Annotated in this window: 16 protein-coding genes and 2 tRNA genes; 9 read left to right on the top strand and 9 right to left on the bottom strand. The window is 75.1% G+C overall.

Going from position 1 to position 15,077, the window contains the following annotated elements:
* Nucleotides 1-75 precede the first annotated feature (75 nt).
* Nucleotides 76-414, bottom strand: coding sequence for a nucleoside triphosphate pyrophosphohydrolase family protein (locus tag VF202_04750; GenBank protein HEX7039402.1), 339 nt, complete (start codon nucleotides 412-414; stop codon nucleotides 76-78).
* Between the two features lie 34 nt (nucleotides 415-448).
* Between VF202_04750 and VF202_04745 the strand changes: the two genes are divergently transcribed.
* The 4 genes from VF202_04745 (at nucleotide 449) to VF202_04730 (ending at nucleotide 3,451) form a co-directional block, all read left to right on the top strand.
* Entirely contained in the window at nucleotides 449-823 is a 375-nt protein-coding gene (locus VF202_04745) for an MmcQ/YjbR family DNA-binding protein (GenBank protein ID HEX7039401.1), read from the top strand.
* Nucleotides 824-834: 11 nt separating this feature from the next.
* Entirely contained in the window at nucleotides 835-1,890 is a 1,056-nt protein-coding gene (locus VF202_04740) for a saccharopine dehydrogenase NADP-binding domain-containing protein (protein HEX7039400.1), read from the top strand.
* Between the two features lie 455 nt (nucleotides 1,891-2,345).
* A tRNA-Asn gene (locus VF202_04735) sits at nucleotides 2,346-2,420 on the top strand.
* An 86-nt stretch (nucleotides 2,421-2,506) separates the two neighbouring features.
* Nucleotides 2,507-3,451 carry an ADP-ribosylglycohydrolase family protein gene (locus VF202_04730; GenBank protein HEX7039399.1) on the top strand — a complete coding sequence of 315 codons (945 nt, stop codon included), beginning with the start codon at nucleotides 2,507-2,509 and terminating at the stop codon, nucleotides 3,449-3,451.
* 17 nt (nucleotides 3,452-3,468) lie between these two features.
* Here VF202_04730 and VF202_04725 read toward each other — a convergent pair whose 3' ends face one another.
* Nucleotides 3,469-4,290 carry a cyanophycinase gene (locus VF202_04725; GenBank protein ID HEX7039398.1) on the bottom strand — a complete coding sequence of 274 codons (822 nt, stop codon included), beginning with the start codon at nucleotides 4,288-4,290 and terminating at the stop codon, nucleotides 3,469-3,471.
* Between the two features lie 233 nt (nucleotides 4,291-4,523).
* Here VF202_04725 and cphA point away from each other — a divergent pair, with 233 nt between their 5' ends.
* From cphA to VF202_04710, 3 genes are all read left to right on the top strand, one after another.
* Nucleotides 4,524-7,196, top strand: coding sequence for a cyanophycin synthetase (gene cphA / locus VF202_04720; protein HEX7039397.1), 2,673 nt, complete (start codon nucleotides 4,524-4,526; stop codon nucleotides 7,194-7,196).
* A gap of 127 nt (nucleotides 7,197-7,323) precedes the next feature.
* Complete coding sequence (locus VF202_04715) at nucleotides 7,324-7,662, top strand: metalloregulator ArsR/SmtB family transcription factor (protein HEX7039396.1); 339 nt, start codon at nucleotides 7,324-7,326, stop codon at nucleotides 7,660-7,662.
* 45 nt (nucleotides 7,663-7,707) lie between these two features.
* Entirely contained in the window at nucleotides 7,708-8,214 is a 507-nt protein-coding gene (locus tag VF202_04710) for an SRPBCC domain-containing protein (GenBank protein HEX7039395.1), read from the top strand.
* An 88-nt stretch (nucleotides 8,215-8,302) separates the two neighbouring features.
* On the opposite strand, the gene VF202_04705 is transcribed toward VF202_04710, so the two are convergent.
* Nucleotides 8,303-8,599: a hypothetical protein gene (locus VF202_04705; protein ID HEX7039394.1), complete on the bottom strand. Its 297-nt coding sequence runs from the start codon at nucleotides 8,597-8,599 to the stop codon at nucleotides 8,303-8,305.
* 50 nt (nucleotides 8,600-8,649) lie between these two features.
* Here VF202_04705 and VF202_04700 point away from each other — a divergent pair, with 50 nt between their 5' ends.
* The gene (locus tag VF202_04700) at nucleotides 8,650-10,032 is read left to right on the top strand and encodes an amidase family protein (protein HEX7039393.1); all 1,383 of its coding nucleotides are present in this window, start codon (nucleotides 8,650-8,652) and stop codon (nucleotides 10,030-10,032) included.
* A 65-nt stretch (nucleotides 10,033-10,097) separates the two neighbouring features.
* Here the strand turns inward: VF202_04700 and VF202_04695 are convergent, their stop codons facing one another.
* Together VF202_04695 and VF202_04690 are read right to left on the bottom strand one after the other, a co-directional pair.
* Nucleotides 10,098-10,553, bottom strand: a complete 456-nt coding sequence (locus VF202_04695) for a MaoC family dehydratase (GenBank protein ID HEX7039392.1) — start codon at nucleotides 10,551-10,553, stop codon at nucleotides 10,098-10,100.
* Nucleotides 10,550-11,479 carry a VUT family protein gene (locus VF202_04690; protein ID HEX7039391.1) on the bottom strand — a complete coding sequence of 310 codons (930 nt, stop codon included), beginning with the start codon at nucleotides 11,477-11,479 and terminating at the stop codon, nucleotides 10,550-10,552. Before VF202_04690 ends, VF202_04695 begins: the two co-directional genes overlap by 4 nt.
* A gap of 110 nt (nucleotides 11,480-11,589) precedes the next feature.
* Between VF202_04690 and VF202_04685 the strand changes: the two genes are divergently transcribed.
* Nucleotides 11,590-12,021 carry a PaaI family thioesterase gene (locus VF202_04685; GenBank protein ID HEX7039390.1) on the top strand — a complete coding sequence of 144 codons (432 nt, stop codon included), beginning with the start codon at nucleotides 11,590-11,592 and terminating at the stop codon, nucleotides 12,019-12,021.
* A gap of 93 nt (nucleotides 12,022-12,114) precedes the next feature.
* Here the strand turns inward: VF202_04685 and VF202_04680 are convergent.
* The 4 genes from VF202_04680 to VF202_04665 all read right to left on the bottom strand — a co-directional run bounded on the left by VF202_04680 (nucleotide 12,115) and on the right by VF202_04665 (nucleotide 14,959).
* Nucleotides 12,115-12,191 (bottom strand) — tRNA-Pro (locus tag VF202_04680).
* 150 nt (nucleotides 12,192-12,341) lie between these two features.
* A complete protein-coding gene (locus tag VF202_04675) occupies nucleotides 12,342-12,938 on the bottom strand; it encodes a regulatory protein RecX (GenBank protein HEX7039389.1) in 597 nt (198 codons plus the stop codon).
* Nucleotides 12,939-12,969: 31 nt separating this feature from the next.
* Nucleotides 12,970-14,154: an ABC transporter permease gene (locus VF202_04670; protein ID HEX7039388.1), complete on the bottom strand. Its 1,185-nt coding sequence runs from the start codon at nucleotides 14,152-14,154 to the stop codon at nucleotides 12,970-12,972.
* Between the two features lie 163 nt (nucleotides 14,155-14,317).
* Nucleotides 14,318-14,959, bottom strand: coding sequence for a hypothetical protein (locus VF202_04665; protein HEX7039387.1), 642 nt, complete (start codon nucleotides 14,957-14,959; stop codon nucleotides 14,318-14,320).
* Nucleotides 14,960-15,077: the final 118 nt, after the last annotated feature.

Here is a 15,077-nt window from a genome sequence, read left to right as displayed (position 1 = left end):
CCCGGCGCTGCCCGACGGCGTGCCTCGGGCCCCGGGAGCCGGCCACGCGGGCAGCGGCCGCACCCGTGGGCCCGCTCAGCGGTCGTCGCCGCTGCCGTGGATCACGCCGCGGGCGCGGCGGCTGGCCAGCTTCGCGAGGTTGCCGCTCGCCACCTCCTCCAGCGACAGCCCGAGGTCGGCGGCGAGGTTCGCCACGTACCAGAGCACGTCGCCCAGCTCGGCGGCCAAGGCGCCCTTCTGCGCGTCCGTGAGCGGCTGTCCCGGCAGGTAGCCCTCGTCGCGCATCAGCTTCCCTAGCTTCTCGGCCACCTCGCCCGCCTCGCCGGCGAGCTTGAGGGTGGGGTAGAGGACCCGCACCTCAGCGGGGTAGAGGGCCGTGGTCCGCGCCGCCTGCTGGTACTCGCCCAGGGTCATGCGGCGATGCTAGCCGCCCGCGTACACTCGCGGCATGACCGACCCCCTGGGCGTCGTCAGGCGGATCTGCCTGTCCCTGCCGGAGGTCGAGGAGAGGCCGAGCCACGGCCACCCGGCGTGGTTCGTCGAGGGTGGCCGGCAGTTCGCGACGTTCCACGCCGCGCATCACGACAACCGGCGCCCGCATCTCTGGTGCGCCGCGCCTCCCGGCGCGCAGGAGGCGCTCGTGTCCGCGCGGCCGGAGGCGTACTTCAGGCCGCCCTACGTGGGGCACCGCGGCTGGCTGGGCGTCTACCTCGACGCCGGCCTGAGCGAGCGCGAGCTGGAGGGCCTGCTGATCGAGGCCCACCGCACCGCCTGCCCGGCGCGCCTCCGCGCCGCGTTGGAAGCGTGGGCCGGCGCTCCCTGAGGTCCGCGGACGTGCCCAGCGACAGGCTGGTGATCTACGGCTCCAACGGCTTCGTCGGCGAGGCGGTGGCCCGCCTGGCCCACGCCGAGGGGCTGCAGCCCGTGCTGGCTGGACGGGACCGCGAGGCCGTCACGCGCCTGGCCGGCGAGCTCGGGCTCGAGGGGCGGGCCTTCGCCCTCGACGACCCCGTGGCGGTCGACGCCGGCCTGCGTGGCGCGCGGGTCGTGTTGAACATGGCTGGCCCCTACGTCAACACCTGGCGCCAGGTCGTCGAGGGCTGCCTGCGCGCCGGGGCGCACTACGTCGACGTCACCGGCGAGCTGCCCGTGCTCGCGGCCATGGCCGACCTCGACGCGGCGGCGCGCGAGCGCGACGTGATGCTGCTGCCGTCGGCCGGCCTCGACTCGGTGCCGGCCGACTGCCTCGCCGCCCACCTGCTGGAGCGCCTGCCGGGCACGACCAGGCTGCGCTTCGCCCTCCGCACCGTCGGCCCGGCGGGCCTGCCGCCGGGAACGCAGCGGACGATGATCGAGCTCGCCCACCTGCCCGGCCGCGTCGTCGCCGGCGGGCGCCTCGCCGAGGCGCACGGGCCGGCGACGATGCGCGTCGACTTCGGCGACGGGCACGTGACCGTGGTGCGGTACCCGGGCCCGGACCCGCTCGTCGTCAACAGGAGCACCGGCGTGCCGGACGTCCAGGCGTTCGTGGCGCTGTCGCCCGCGCTGCGGCTCGCCTACCGCGCCCTGCGCCTATCCCGGCCGCTGCTGCGTCCGCCGGCCGCCCGGCGGCTGCTGCGGCGCTTCGTGCTGCCCGGGCCCAGCGAGGAGGCGCGGCGGCTCAGCCGCACGGATACCTGGGCGGAGGCGCGGGACGGGGCGGGAGGCGTGGCGGTGTCGCGCCTGCACGGTCCCGAGGGCGCCGTGGTGTGGACGTCGCGGTCGGCCATCGCCGTGGCGAAGAGGGCCCTGGCGGGTGACGCGCCGCCCGGCCTGCAGACGCCGGCGGGCGCCTACGGGGCGGACCTGGTGCTCGAGTGCGACGGGGTGAGCCGCGAGGACGTGGTCTGAGCGAGGGCGCCGCGGCGCGTCGGGCGAGACCGAGCGTGGCGCGTCTCGCGCCGGAGGCCCGACCCCGACCTGTGGCGGGCCCCGGGCCAGCGGGCGCCGGGACTCGCGCGCGGGGGGCCCGTTAACGACGAACAGCGCGCTCCCGCGCGCTGATAGAGTGAATGATAGCGCGGTATACGGGATTCGTCAAGACGATGCAGGCTGAACGACCCCACGGGCCGGGGAAACGGGCCCTCGTGCCCCGGAAACGGGTCCGTGAGCCGCTCTTGCGGCCCGAGACTCCGCCCTTCGCCGCGACCCCTGAACCGGGCGTCGTGAGGCCGCACCGACCTCGGTGCGCCGAGACCGTGGCAGCGGCCCGTCGAGACCGCCGGCGCCCGCATTCCTTGTGCCCCCGACCGCGGCTCTGGTAGACTGACGTCCGCTGTCGCGAGGCCGTTCGCGGTCCGCAGCGTTCGGCGGTAGCTCAGTGGCAGAGCGATCGGCTGTTAACCGATTGGTCGTAGGTTCGAATCCTACCCGCCGAGCCACGACGAGGCCCGACCAGGACACGGTTCCCGGTCGGGCCCCTTGCTAGCTCGCGGCGGCGGGATGCATGAGGAGGGGGTCGGCGGGCGTGGAGCCGGGTGAGGGGAAGCTCGACCGGGCGCGCGGCTGCCTGGTGGGGCAGGTGGCGGGCGACTCGCTGGGGGGCCTCGTCGAGTTCGGCACGCCGGCGGACGTCGCCGCCCGCTACCCCGGCGGCGTGCGCGAGCTGCAGGACGGCGGCCATTGGGGCACGCTGGCCGGGCAGCCCACCGACGACTCGGAGATGGCCCTGGCCCTGGCGCGGACGCTGGTCGGGGGACGGGAGTACGACCCGGGCGCGGCGCGCGCCGCCTACGTCGCCTGGCTGGACTCGGGCCCGTTCGACTACGGCATCACGGTCAGGGCCGGTCTGAGGGGCGCGCCGGACGCCGCCAGCCAGGCGAACGGCGCGCTGATGCGCGTGAGCCCCCTGGGGGTCTTCGGTGCGGGCAGGGACGACGCCACGGTGGCCGGGTGGGCGGAGGCAGACGCGGCCATCACCCACCCGCACCGCGTCTGCCGGCAGGCGAACGCGCTCTTCGCCCTGGCGGTCGCGCACGCGGTGGAGGAGGGGCCCGCCCCCGCGGAGCTGTACGGGCGCGTCAGGCGCTGGTCGGCCGAGATGGCGGTCGACCCGGCGCTGCGGCGGGCAGTCGACGCCGCCGCCAGCGAGCCGCCCGCGGACTTCACCACGCTGATGGGCTGGGTGCTCATCGCCTTCCAGAACGCCCTCTACCAGCTCGTCAACGCCGCCAGCCTCGAGGAGGCGCTCGTCGACACGGTCGGCCGCGGCGGCGACACCGACACGAACGCCGCCATCGCCGGCGCGCTCCTCGGCGCGGTGCACGGCCTCGGCGCGGTGCCGCGGCGCTGGACCGACGCCGTGCTCGCCTGCCGCCCCGAGGCCGGCAGGCCGGGGGTGAGGAGGCCCCGCCCTCGCGAGTACTGGCCCGTGGACGTGCTCGAGCTGGCCGAGGCGCTGCTGGCCCGGTAGCGGCAGCGCCCGGCGCTCTAGTCGGCGGGCAGGAGGATCTTCATCTCCGCCGGGTCGAAGCCGAACGACCGGGGCAGGACGTGCACCTTCACGCCGGACAGGGCGATGATGTCGTGGTCGCCGGCGTCGGCGGCGTTCGAGAAGCTGACGCGACCGTCGAAGATCGTGACGGCGCCGCTGCCCAGGACGCGGAACTCGTGGCCCAGCCGCACGTCGAGCGCCGTGTTCTCGTCGAGCCCGATGCCCAGCACCTGCGAGTTCTGGGCGAACAGGGTCAGGAAGCGCGGCACGCGTCCGCGCTCGTTGAAGTGCGTGTCGATCGTCGCGTCCCTGATGAAGCCGAGTCCCGGCCCCATGCGCACGTCGGCGCGTCGCACGCTGCCGCCGCCGGGCCCGCTGAGGATCATCACGCTGCCCATGGCCACGGCCCCGGCGCTGGTGCCGCCGATCAGGAACGAGCCGGCGTTGTGGCGCTCCTTGAGGAGCTCGCCGAACGAGGTGCCGGCCACGCGCATCGTCAGCCGGAGCTGGTCGCCGCCGGTGAAGTAGACGGCCGTGGCCTCCTCCAGCCGCTCGAGCAGGCCCGGGTCCTCGCCCTCCCCGCGGTCCTGCAGGGCCGTGGTCCAGACCTGCTTCGCGCCCAGGTCCAGGAAGACGCGGCGGTAGTCCGGCAGGACGTCCTGCGGCTCGCGCGTCGCCGCGCCGACGACGAGAACCTTGGCCTCCTCGCCGCCCGCCAGCGCCGTGAAGTGCGCCAGGACCTCGCGGGTAGGGTCGCGCCGCTCGGCGCCGCCCACGAGGAGCAGCCGGCCCCGCCGCGACCTCTCCGGTTCCGCCATGGGCTCCCTCCGCCGAGCCGCCGGCGCCGGTCGAGATGCCGGCGCCCCTCGCGCGGCCGCACGCGGGCCGAGCCCGCTCCAGGCGCTCGCGCGCCGGGACGGCGCCGGCCCGGGTCTCACGGAAGCCTAGGCGAGCCGCACCCTACTCATCGCCAGCGCGAATACAAATCGTCAATCGGCGAACCGTGCGGCGTCCTTGTGCGGAGCGCCGACTTCGCTTGGAGGGCACCTCGATGCGCATCGGCGGTATCAGGACGCTGGACGGACCGAACGTCTACCACCACAGGCCCGTCCTCGTGATGGAGCTCTACCTCGAGGAGCTCGACGGCAGGGAGAGCCGCGAGTTCCCTGGCTTCGACGACCTACTGCTCGCGCTGCTGCCGGGTCTGGCGCGGCACCACTGCGGACTGGGCCGCGAGGGCGGCTTCCTCGAGCGGCTGCGGACGGGCACCTACCTCGGCCATGTCGTCGAGCACGTGGCCATCGAGATGGCCAGCCTGCTCGGCTCGCACGTGACCTACGGCAAGACGCGCCGGGGGACCGAGCCGGGCCTCTACCACGTCGTCGTGCGCTTCCGCTCGGAGCACGCCATGCGGCGGCTCCTGCGCGGGGCGGTGGCGCTCGTCGAGGCGGTGCTGCGCGGCGAGTCGTTCGACCTGCGCGCGCTGCTGGAGGAGGCCGACGCGGACGCGCGTCACACCGACCTGGGCCCCAGCACCGCCGCGATCGTCGCGGCGGCGGAGCGTCGCGGCATCCCCTGGCGCCGTCTCAACGACGCCAGCCTCGTCCAGCTCGGCCATGGTCGCCACAGGCGCCTCGTGCAGGCCGCGGTGACGAGCGCGACCAGCCACGTGGCCGTCGAGGTGGCCTCCGACAAGGCGCTCACGAAGACGCTGCTGCGCGAGGCCGGCGTGCCGGTCCCCGACGGGTTCGTCGTGGACGACATCGACGGCGCGCTCCGGGCGCTGCTCGACCTCGGCGGGCCCGTGGTCGTCAAGCCCCTCGACGGCAACCAGGGCAAGGGCATCACTGTCGGCGTGGAGCAGCCCGTGCGCCTGCTGGGGGCGTACCAGCTCGCCAGGCGTTTCGCGGACCGCGTGATCGTCGAGAGGCAGCTCTGCGGCCGCGACTACCGGGTCCTCGTCGTCGGCGGCGAGGTCGTGGGCGCCTGCGAGAGGCGGCCGCCGCAGGTCGTCGGGGACGGCGTCTCCACCGTCAGGGAGCTGATCGACGCCGTGAACCGCGACCCGGACCGCGGCGAGGGGCACGAGCGGCCGCTCACGCGCATCACGGTGGACGAGGAGCTCGTCGACCGGCTCGGCGAGGTCGGGATGAGCCTCGACTACGTGCCGGCGGCCGGCCAGGCGGTGGTCCTCAAGCGCGCGGCGAACCTCTCGGTCGGCGGCACGGCCGTCGACGTCACCGACTTGGTGCACCCCGAGGTCGGGCGGGTCTGCGAGCGCGCGGCGCGGGTCGTGGGCCTCGACGTCTGCGGCGTGGACATCGTCACCAGCGACATCGCCGCGCCGCTCGACGGCGGCGTCGTCGAGGTCAACGCCTCGCCGGGCCTGCGCATGCACGTCAGCCCCAGCGAGGGCGCGGCGCGCGACGTGGGCGCGGCCATCGTCTCGCTGCTCTACCCGCCCGGGGCGCCGGCCCGGGTGCCGCTCTGCGCCGTGACCGGCACCAACGGCAAGACGACCGTCACGCGGCTCCTCGGACACGTGCTGGCCGAGGCCGGCGAGCACGTCGGCATGACCACCACCGACGGCATCTACTCCGGCGGTCAGCTCGTCAGGCCCGGCGACAACACCGGCCCGGCCTCGGCCCGTGCCGTGCTCTCCGACCCGCTGGTCACCGCGGCGGTGCTGGAGACGGCGCGGGGCGGCATCCTCAGGCGCGGCCTGGGCTACGACTGGTCCGACGTGGGGGTCGTCACGAACGTCACCATCGACCACGTGGGGCAGGACGGCATCGAGGGGCTCGACGACCTCGTGTGGATCAAGTCCCTCGTCGCCGAGCGCGTGCGGGACGGCGGCACGCTGGTGCTGAACGCCGATGACCCGGAGTCGTCCGGCATGGCGGACCTCGAGAGGGTCGACGCCTCGCGTCTGCGGGTCGCCTACTTCTCCCGCTCCGGCACCGCCGAGCGTTACTGCCGGCACGTCGCCGGCGGGGGCCTCGGCTACACGGTGAAAGGCGGCGCCATCGTCGAGGAGCGCGGGGCGGCGCGGCGCCTTGTGGCGCGCGTCGCCGACGTGCCGCTTCTCGCCTCGGGGACGTCCTTCCAGCTCGAGAACTGCCTGGCGGCCGTCGCCGCGGCGGTCGCGCTGGGCTGCGACCTCCGGGTGGTGGCGCGAGCGCTGGCGACGTTCGACAGCGCCGTCCACAACCAGGGACGAGCGAACCTCTACGCCATGGGCGCCGGCTGCGTGGTCGTCGACTACGGGCACAACCCGGCGGCGTTCACGGCCTCGGCGGAGCTCGGCGCGCGTTGGCCGGGGCCCGTCGTCGGCGTCGTCGGCGTGCCCGGCGACCGGCGCGACGACGTCGTACTCGCGGCGGCCAGGGCGGCCGCCGGGGCGTTCGACAGGCTCTACGTGCGCGAGGACGAGGACCTGCGCGGCCGCGCGCCCGGGGCCGTCGCCGCGCTGATGCTGGCCGAGGTCGCCAGGGTCGCGCCGCGCCTGCCGTGCGAGCACGTCGGGGACGCGCTGGACGCGCTCCACCGCCTGGCTCCCGAGGTCGCCGCCGGCGCGATGCTCGTCTTCTACTACGAGCGCTTCGCGGAGCTCCACGAGGCCCTCCTCGCCCTGGGCGCGCGGCCGATGTCCTCACTGGCCGCCATGACGCAAGGAGCCGGGGCCGTGCCGGCGCCGGCCGAGAGCCCCACGGCCGGCGGCTGAGGCGCGGACCCTGGCGCCGGACCGCGCGCCCTGGCTCCTGCCGCGCGGGCCCTGGCGCCGGACCGCGCCCGCCTGACACTTAAGCGGTCACTTGACTTTCGCGCGCGGCCGGGCCATAGTTAAGTCCGTGCTTCAGCTTCCCGCTCCCGACACGGTCTTCGAGGCCCTCGGGGACGGCACGAGGCGGGCGATCGTCGAGCGCCTGAGCCGCGGGCCGGCCTCGGCGTCGTCGCTGGCCGAGCCGCTCGGCGTGACCGTGGCGGCCGTGCTCCAGCACCTGCGGGTGCTCGAGGAGGCGCGCCTCGTCAGGACGAGCAAGGAGGGGCGCGTTCGCGTCTGCCGGCTCGACCAGGAGGGGCTCGGCGTCGCCAGGGCGTGGATCGACGCGCGTCGCCGGGAGCAGGAGCGCAGGCTCGACCGCCTGGCGCGGGTGCTGGGCGAGGCCGACGAGGAGGAGGGCGGCTGAGCGAGGCGCCGGCGCGCGCCGCGCTGCCGCCCGAGGAGGTGGCGCATGACCACGCAGGTCAGTCCGGAGGTAGTACACGACAGCTTCACGATCACGCGGCGCTACCGCTCGGGCGTCGACGCCGTGTGGCGGGCCTACGCGGACCCGCAGGTCAAGCGGCGCTGGTTCGCCGAGGGCGAGGGGTTCGAGGTCATCGACTACGGCCTCGACTTCCGCGTCGGCGGCCGCGAGCACGTCAGCTTCAGGGTCGTGGACGCTCCCGTCCCGCTCGGCGTGATCGCGAACGAGACCCGCTACTTCGCCATCGCGGAGGGCCGGCGCCTGACGGCGGCCTACTCGATGTCCAACGACGGGGTGCCGTTCTCGGTCTCGCTAGTCACGGTCACGTTCGAGCCGGACGGCGACGGCACGCTGCTCACCCACCACGAGGCCGTGACGTTCTTCGCGGGCGGGGACGGCGTGGAGATGCGCGAGCGTGGCACGAGGACGCTGCTCGAGGCCCTGGCGAGGGAGCTGGGCGAGGAGGCCGCCGCGGTCGCCTGGGTCGACTGAGGGCGTCCGTCAGGCACGCCGAGGCCCGAAGGTAAGCGGACTGCGGCGCGCGAGGACCGGCCCCGCGGCGCCGGCGGCCCGACCCCCTTCAGAACGCCGCGCCGGCCTGGGCGCGCTTGCGCGCGGCGCCCAGCGGGTTCGACACCGCGTGGCGCGCCGCCGCCCAGGCCCTCTTCAGCTCCAGCTCCTCCGGGTCCAGCGTGGCGTCGGGGGCGTCGGCGTAGCGGGCGACCTCCTCCGCCTTGGCGTTCAGCACCGTGTTGAGGACGGCGTGGAGGGAGTCGCGCACGGCCAGGCCCTCCCGCAGCATGTCCTGCAGCTCGAGTACGCGGTTGACCAGCTCCTCGTGGCTCATGGCCTCGAGCTCCGCGCGGGTCCTCTGCATGCCAGGAGTCTAGCGCCTGCCGCTCGGGGCCCGCGGGTTATCGTGCCGACATGCCCCATGACCCCGTCCGCGCGAGCGTGGCGGAGTTGGGCGCCGCCTACCGGTCGGGGAGCCTCGACCCCGTGGAGGTGACGCGCGCCTTCCTGGACCGCGTCGCCGCTCACCCCCACGGGCGGCTCGTCTACCGGCGCGTCACGGCGGAGCGGGCGCTGAGGCAGGCCGAGCACGCCGCGCGGCTCTTCGCCGCGGGCGTCGACCTCGGGCCGCTGCAGGGGGTGCCAGTCGCCGTCAAGGACAACCTCGACATGGCCGGCGAGGTCACCGCCGCGGGCTCGCGGGTGCTCGCCGGGCGCCCGCCTGCCGGCGAGGACGCGCCCGTGCTGGCCCGGCTCGACGCCGCCGGCGCCGTCTTCCTCGGCCGCACGAACATGACCGAGCTGGCCTACTCGGGCGTGGGCATCAACCCGCACTTCGGCACTCCCCCCTGCGCCCTCGACGAGACGAGGGTGCCTGGCGGCTCGTCCTCCGGCACCGGCGTGGCCGTCGCCGCCGGCCTCGCCACGGTGGGAGTGGGCTCCGACACCGGCGGCAGCGTGCGCATACCGGCGTCCGTGAACGGGGTCGTCGGGCTCAAGACGACCGACGGCCTGGTGCCCACTGCCGGCTGCGCGCCGCTGTCGACGACCCTCGACACGCTCGGCCCGCTGGGGCGCACCTGCGACGACGCCTGGACGCTCTTCACGGCCATGACCGCCCAGCGCCACGCCCCGCTGCGCCCGCCCCGGGAGCGGCTCACGCTGCTTGCCCCCACGACGCTCCTGCAGGACGACCTCGAACCGGAGGTCGAGGCGGCGTTCGGCGCCGCCCTGGAGCTCCTCGAGGCGCTGGGGCACGAGGTGCGGTCGGCGCCGGTGCCGGCGCTCGCCGAGGCGCCGGAGCTGTACCGACGCTACGGGAGCTTCGCGAGCCACGAGGCGCTGGCGCTCTACGAGAGGGAGCTGACCGAGCGCGGCGAGGAGATGGACCCGCGGGTCGTGCGACGCGTCATGGAGCACGCCGGACGTCCGGCGACCGACTACGTCCGGCTCAGCCTGGCCCGCGAGTCGCTGCGGCGCGCCTTCTGGCCGAGCCTGGCGGGGGTCGACGCCGTCGTGGCGCCGACGCTCCCGATCCTGCCGCCGCGCGTCGCCGACCTGGAGGAGGACGCCGCCTACTTCCGCTTCAACGCCCTGCTGCTGCGCAACACGGCGCCGTTCAACGTGCTCGGCTGCCCCGCGGCCAGCGTGCCGTGCGGGCGCACGGGCGGGGGGCTCTCGGTCGGCCTGATGATCGCGACCCGCCCCGGCGAGGAGGAGCTGGCCCTCGGCCTGGCCAAGCAGGTCGAGGAGGGGCTGCTCGCGGGACGCGCCTCCGCGGCCCGGTCGGCCACGTAGCCCGGCCGGCGGGGCGTCGCGCCGGCGAGGTCACCGCTCGGCACCGACCGCGTCGCCGCACGGGGTCAGCCCGCCGCGTAGAGGTAGAGGACGTCGGCGACCAGCGCGGGCGCGTCGGCGCCGTCGGCGCGCACCTCGCAGGCGAGCCTCGCCAGCAGGCGACCCTCGCCCTTGGGGGTCAGCTCGGTCAACCTCGCCCTCAGCCTCACGGCGGAGCCGGAGGGCAGCGGGGCGGGGAAGCGCAGCCTGTCGATCCCGTAGTTGATCACCGTGACGCCGGGCGGGAAGAGCCCCAGGTCGGTGCAGAGGTGCACGAGCAGCGAGAGGGTGAGGTAGCCGTGAGCGACGGTGCCGCCGAAGGGCCCGCGCGCCGCGCGCTCGCGGTCGACGTGGATCCACTGGCGGTCGAGGGTGCAGTCGGCGAAGGCGTCGATGCGCTCCTGCGAGACGACGACCGGCCGGCTGGGGCCGAGCTCGCGGCCCTCGAGCTCCCTGAGGAAGTCGAGCGTGGCCGCGCTCACGCCGGACCGACGCTCCCGCCGGCCGCGCCGCGCGGGCTCAGCGGTGCGGCGGGCCCGCCCGGCGGCGGAGCGGGCGGAGCCCCCGGCCCGGACGGCAGGGCCGAACGCACCAGCGCGATCACGCCCAGCGCGGCCAGCAGGCCGCTGGCGTACTTCACGAGCACGTCGGTGACGATCACCTGCGTCAGCCACAGCGGCGTCGCGAAGGTCTCGCCCCAGAACGCCAGCAGCGTGAACACGATCGTGTCGAGGGGCGCGCTGATCGCGTTCGAGCTGGCCACGCGCGTCACCCAGCGGCGCCCGCGCAGGCGGTGGAACACCTCGGTGTCCGCGGTCTCGGCCATGACGATGCTGAGGAAGCTCACGCCGACGTAGCGCAGCGGCGTGCCCAGCGAGGCGGCCAGCGCCACGTTGCTGACGGCGGCGAGCAGGATCATCCGGTAGACGGTCGGGCGCCCGAAGCGGTGGACGCGGTCGCGCTGGGTGAAGGTGATGCCGAAGAACAGCGTGCCGACGTTGACGAGGAAGAACCCGCCCAGGGGCAGGAAGCTGTCGAAGGTGAAGTTCGCGAGCAGCGTGCAGGCGACGTAGACGACGACGGCCGGGGCCAGCCCCAGCGGCCTCGCCTCCCTCAGGGCGGCGGCCAGCAGCACGGCCGTCGCCGGGCAGAGCAGGTAGAAGGCGCCCGCGGCCGGCAGCGCCAGCGTCGCCGACGCCGCGCCGAGGCCGACGGCCAGCGCCGCCGCCAGCCAGGCGAGGGCGACCCGCCGCCGCAGGCCCGCCGTGAGGTCGGTGAGCGGTCCGCTGAGCACCGCGCCGAGGAGCGGCACGGCGGCCAGCGGCAGGCGGTCCGGCGGCTCCTGGCCGAAGCCGGCGAGCCAGTAGAGGACGGCCGGGCCCACGCCGGCCACCGCGGACGTGACCACCAGCAGGGTGGCGGCCCCGGGCCTGAGGCGCCCGGCGGGGGAGGGGGCGCGTACTACTCCGCGCGGAGCTTGCGTCGCGTCGTCACCAAGCACGTCAGCTATCCTTGACCATGCCGACAGAAGCGGGCAAGGGCTCCGCCGCCGCGGGGGAGCCTCGCTACCTGGGGACCGTGCCGGGCACGCTCCTCGAGACGCTGGGCATCGTGGTCACGCGGGCCGAACCGGAGAGGGTCGAGGCCACGATGCCGGTGACGCCGGCCCACCACCAGCCGCACGGGATCCTCCACGGCGGCGCCTCCGTCGCTCTCGCCGAGACGGTGGCCAGCGTCGGCGCCAGCCAGGGCCTCGCTCCCGGCGAGCGGGCGGTGGGCCTGGAGATCAACGCGAACCACGTCAGGCAGGTGTCGAGCGGCACCCTCCACGCCGTGGGCACGCCGCTGCACCGCGGGCGGCGGACGCACGTCTGGCACGTGGAGCTGAGGAACGGCGAGGGCAAGCTCGTCTGCGTCTCGCGCTGCACGGTCGCGATCATCGCTGGGTGAGGCCGGCCGGGGTCTCGACCCGGGACGGGGAAGAGGCCGCGGGCCTGCTGCCGCACACGAGAGAAGCGGCGGAGCCGCAAGGCTCCGCCGATCTGGTCGGGGCGAGAGGATTCGAACCTCCGACCCCATCGTCCCGAACGATGTGCGCTACCAGGCTGCGCTACGCCCCGACGCGAATAGCTAGTTTACTAGGCCGCGCGGCCGCCAGGCAACCTCGGCGGCACCGGCGCCGTCCGCAGGTGCCGGTCCGCGACGCCCCCGTGCCGAGCCGCGCGGTGCCGGCCGCGAGCGCGTCGCCGGGCGGACGGCGCCACGGCCCGCTACGTCTCGAACCAGCCCACGGCCTCGATGGCGGACTGGGTGGCCTCCGGGTCGAACCCGCGGCGCGCCAGGAACGCCCGGGCGCGCGCCTCGGCGCGCTTCAGCCGCACGAACCTGGCGTGCTCGTCCTCCTCGCCCTCGCCCTCGTCCGGCTCCGCGGGCCGGTAGCGCCAGGCGAGCTTGCGCAGCAGCGCCGTCGCGGCCGCCGCCTGCTGGTCAGGGTCGAGCGCGCCCAGGTGCGGCGCGGCCACCTGCTCGTCGACGCCGCGCCTGACCAGCTCGCGCCGCAGGGCCAGCCGGCCGTGCGAGAGGCGCCGGTTCGAGACGTAGCGCTCGGCGTAGGACGCGTCGTCGACGAGCCGCAGCTCCACCAGCCGCGCCAGCAGCTCCACGGCGAGCCCCTCCTCGACGCCGCGCCGCGCCAGCTTCGCGCGCAGCTCCGCCACCGTGTAGTCCTGGCGCGTGAGGAGGTTCAGCAGGTACTCCCAGGCCCGCTCGCGCGAGGCCGGACGCCGGGCGTCCTCCCGCGCTGCGCCCTCACCGGCCCCGCTTCCCGCCCGCCGCCGGGCCGAACGCCCACCGCGTCGGCGGCTCACCCGAGCCACCTCGCGGGTTCGCGTCGGAGGCTCACCTCAGCACCCTCACCGGGTCGAGGCGCGCGGCGCGGCGCGCCGGGAAGACCCCCGCCAGCGCGCTGGTGGCGAGCGACACGCCGCAGACCCAGAGGACGTCGAGCGGCTGCACCTCCACGGGGAGCTGGGTGATGAAGTAGAGGTCGCCGGGCAGCGGGAAGGGCTGCACGCGGAAGTACGTGGCGACGGCCAGGCCGAGCAGCCCCCCGAGGACCGTGCCGAGCGCGCCCAGCAGGAACCCCTCGAGCACGAAGACGGAGACGACCTGCCGCTCCGAGGCCCCGAGCGCCCGCAGGATGCCGATCTCCTCGGTCTTCTCGGCGACCGTGAGCACCAGGACGTTCGCGATGCCGAACGCCGCCACGACCACGATGAGGAACACGACCACGCCGATCACGGCCTTCTGCAGGCGCAGCTGGCTGATGAGGCTGGCGAAGAGGCTCTCCCAGGTGATGGGCCGGAGCGAGAACCTGGCGGCCAGGTCGAGGCCCACGGCCTGCGCCCGCGTGGGCTCCGCCACCCTTACGTGGTAGCCGCTGATGCGCCCTGGCACGCCCATGTACTCCTGGAGGGCCGCGAGCGAGAGGTACGAGGTCACGGCGTCGATCAGCTCGTTGCCCACCCTGAAGGTGCCGGCGACGGTGAAGGTCGCGGTGGCGCCGGTGATGTCGCGCAGGATCACCTCGTCGCCCACGCCGACGCCGAGCTGCTGGGCCAGCGAGGAGCCGAGGACGATGCCTCCCGCGGTGCCGATCGCCTCCGCCTGCGCCTCGAGCACGGGCAGGTCGAGGACCGCGTTCTCCAGGGACGGGTCGATGCCGACGACCTGCGTGTACCCCTGCCTGGCCGAGATGCCCAGGGAGGCGCTGGCCCTCCTGGCGATCAGCGCCTGGGTGCCCAGGTAGGGGGCGACGGCCGTCACGCCCGGGCTGCTCGCGATGGCCTCGCGGACCGCCGGGTCGTCCGGCAGCGTGTCGCCGGCGAGGTAGCTCTGCAGCGTCACCATCGGCGTGGCGCGCAGCGTGCTCGTCACCAGCTCGTCGATGAAGCCGTTCGTCAGGGAGAGCGCGACGATCAGCACGGCCACGCCGGTGGCGACGCCGGCCACCGTCAGCGACGACTGCAGCAGGCGGCGCCTGACGTGCTTGAGCGCGAGGTACGGGACGAGCGGCCTTCTCACTGCCGGCAGGCTATACGGGCGGGGCGCGCGGGCGCCAGGGCCCTTCGGCAGCCGCCGAGCCGTTCCGCGGACACGGCGCTGCGCGCGGCTCCGGCCGCGCCCGCGGCGCCGGCAGGCGAGCCGGGCCCAGGCCTAACCGCGGGCCGACGACCGGTCCCCGGCCTCAGCGCAGCGCGACCAGCTGTGGCACGGCCTCGAAGTCCTCGGCGTGCGCGGTGTCCAGCTCCGGGCCGAAGCGTCCGTAGCGCACGACCTCGACCTCGACCTTCCGCACGCCCCAGCTGATGGCGGTCGAGTAGTCGGGGAACCAGACGTCGATCTGCTGCGACTTCCGCGAGTGCATCGTGTCCTCGACGATGAAGAGCGTCTGCGAGTCGAGGAGCTTCTGGAACGCCCCGGCGCCCCGGCCCGTGTAGTAGCTGCCCAGGTCCCTGAGCCGCACCAGCGAGCCGTAGGGCAGGCTGCTGCCGAGCAGGTCGCGGCTCACGGCCACGACGCCGAACCGCGTCCTGGCGCCGGTGGCCGTGACGTAGGGCGTCGCGTCGGTCTGGCCGGCCACCGAGTTGTAGCCGGTGGCGCGCAGCACCAGGCGAGGCGTCGGCTCGGGCCCAACGCTGACGGTGAAGCGGAGGTCGGCGTCGACGGGCTGGTCGCGCAGGGCGGCGACGGGCTGCAGCGTCAGGTGTACGGGAGCGGGCTCGGCGACCGCCGCGACGGCGGGCTCGCGGGGGGCGCTGAAGGCGGTGATGAGCGCGGTGATCACGACCCCCAGGGCCGCGAGCTTGCCGCTTACGTGCCAGGCCATGAGCCTCCCAACCTGGCGAATGGTATCAGACGCTCATGAGAGGCGGGGTGCCGATGAGTGAAGGGAAGGACCGGCTCTCGCACACCCCGCTCATGAGACCCGTGAGACGTACGTACGT

The sequence above is a fragment of the Trueperaceae bacterium genome (assembly GCA_036381035.1).
Lineage (GTDB): Bacteria > Deinococcota > Deinococci > Deinococcales > Trueperaceae > DASRWD01.
Note: the sequence above shows the minus strand (reverse complement) of the source record. Positions and strands in the feature narration are given on the sequence as shown.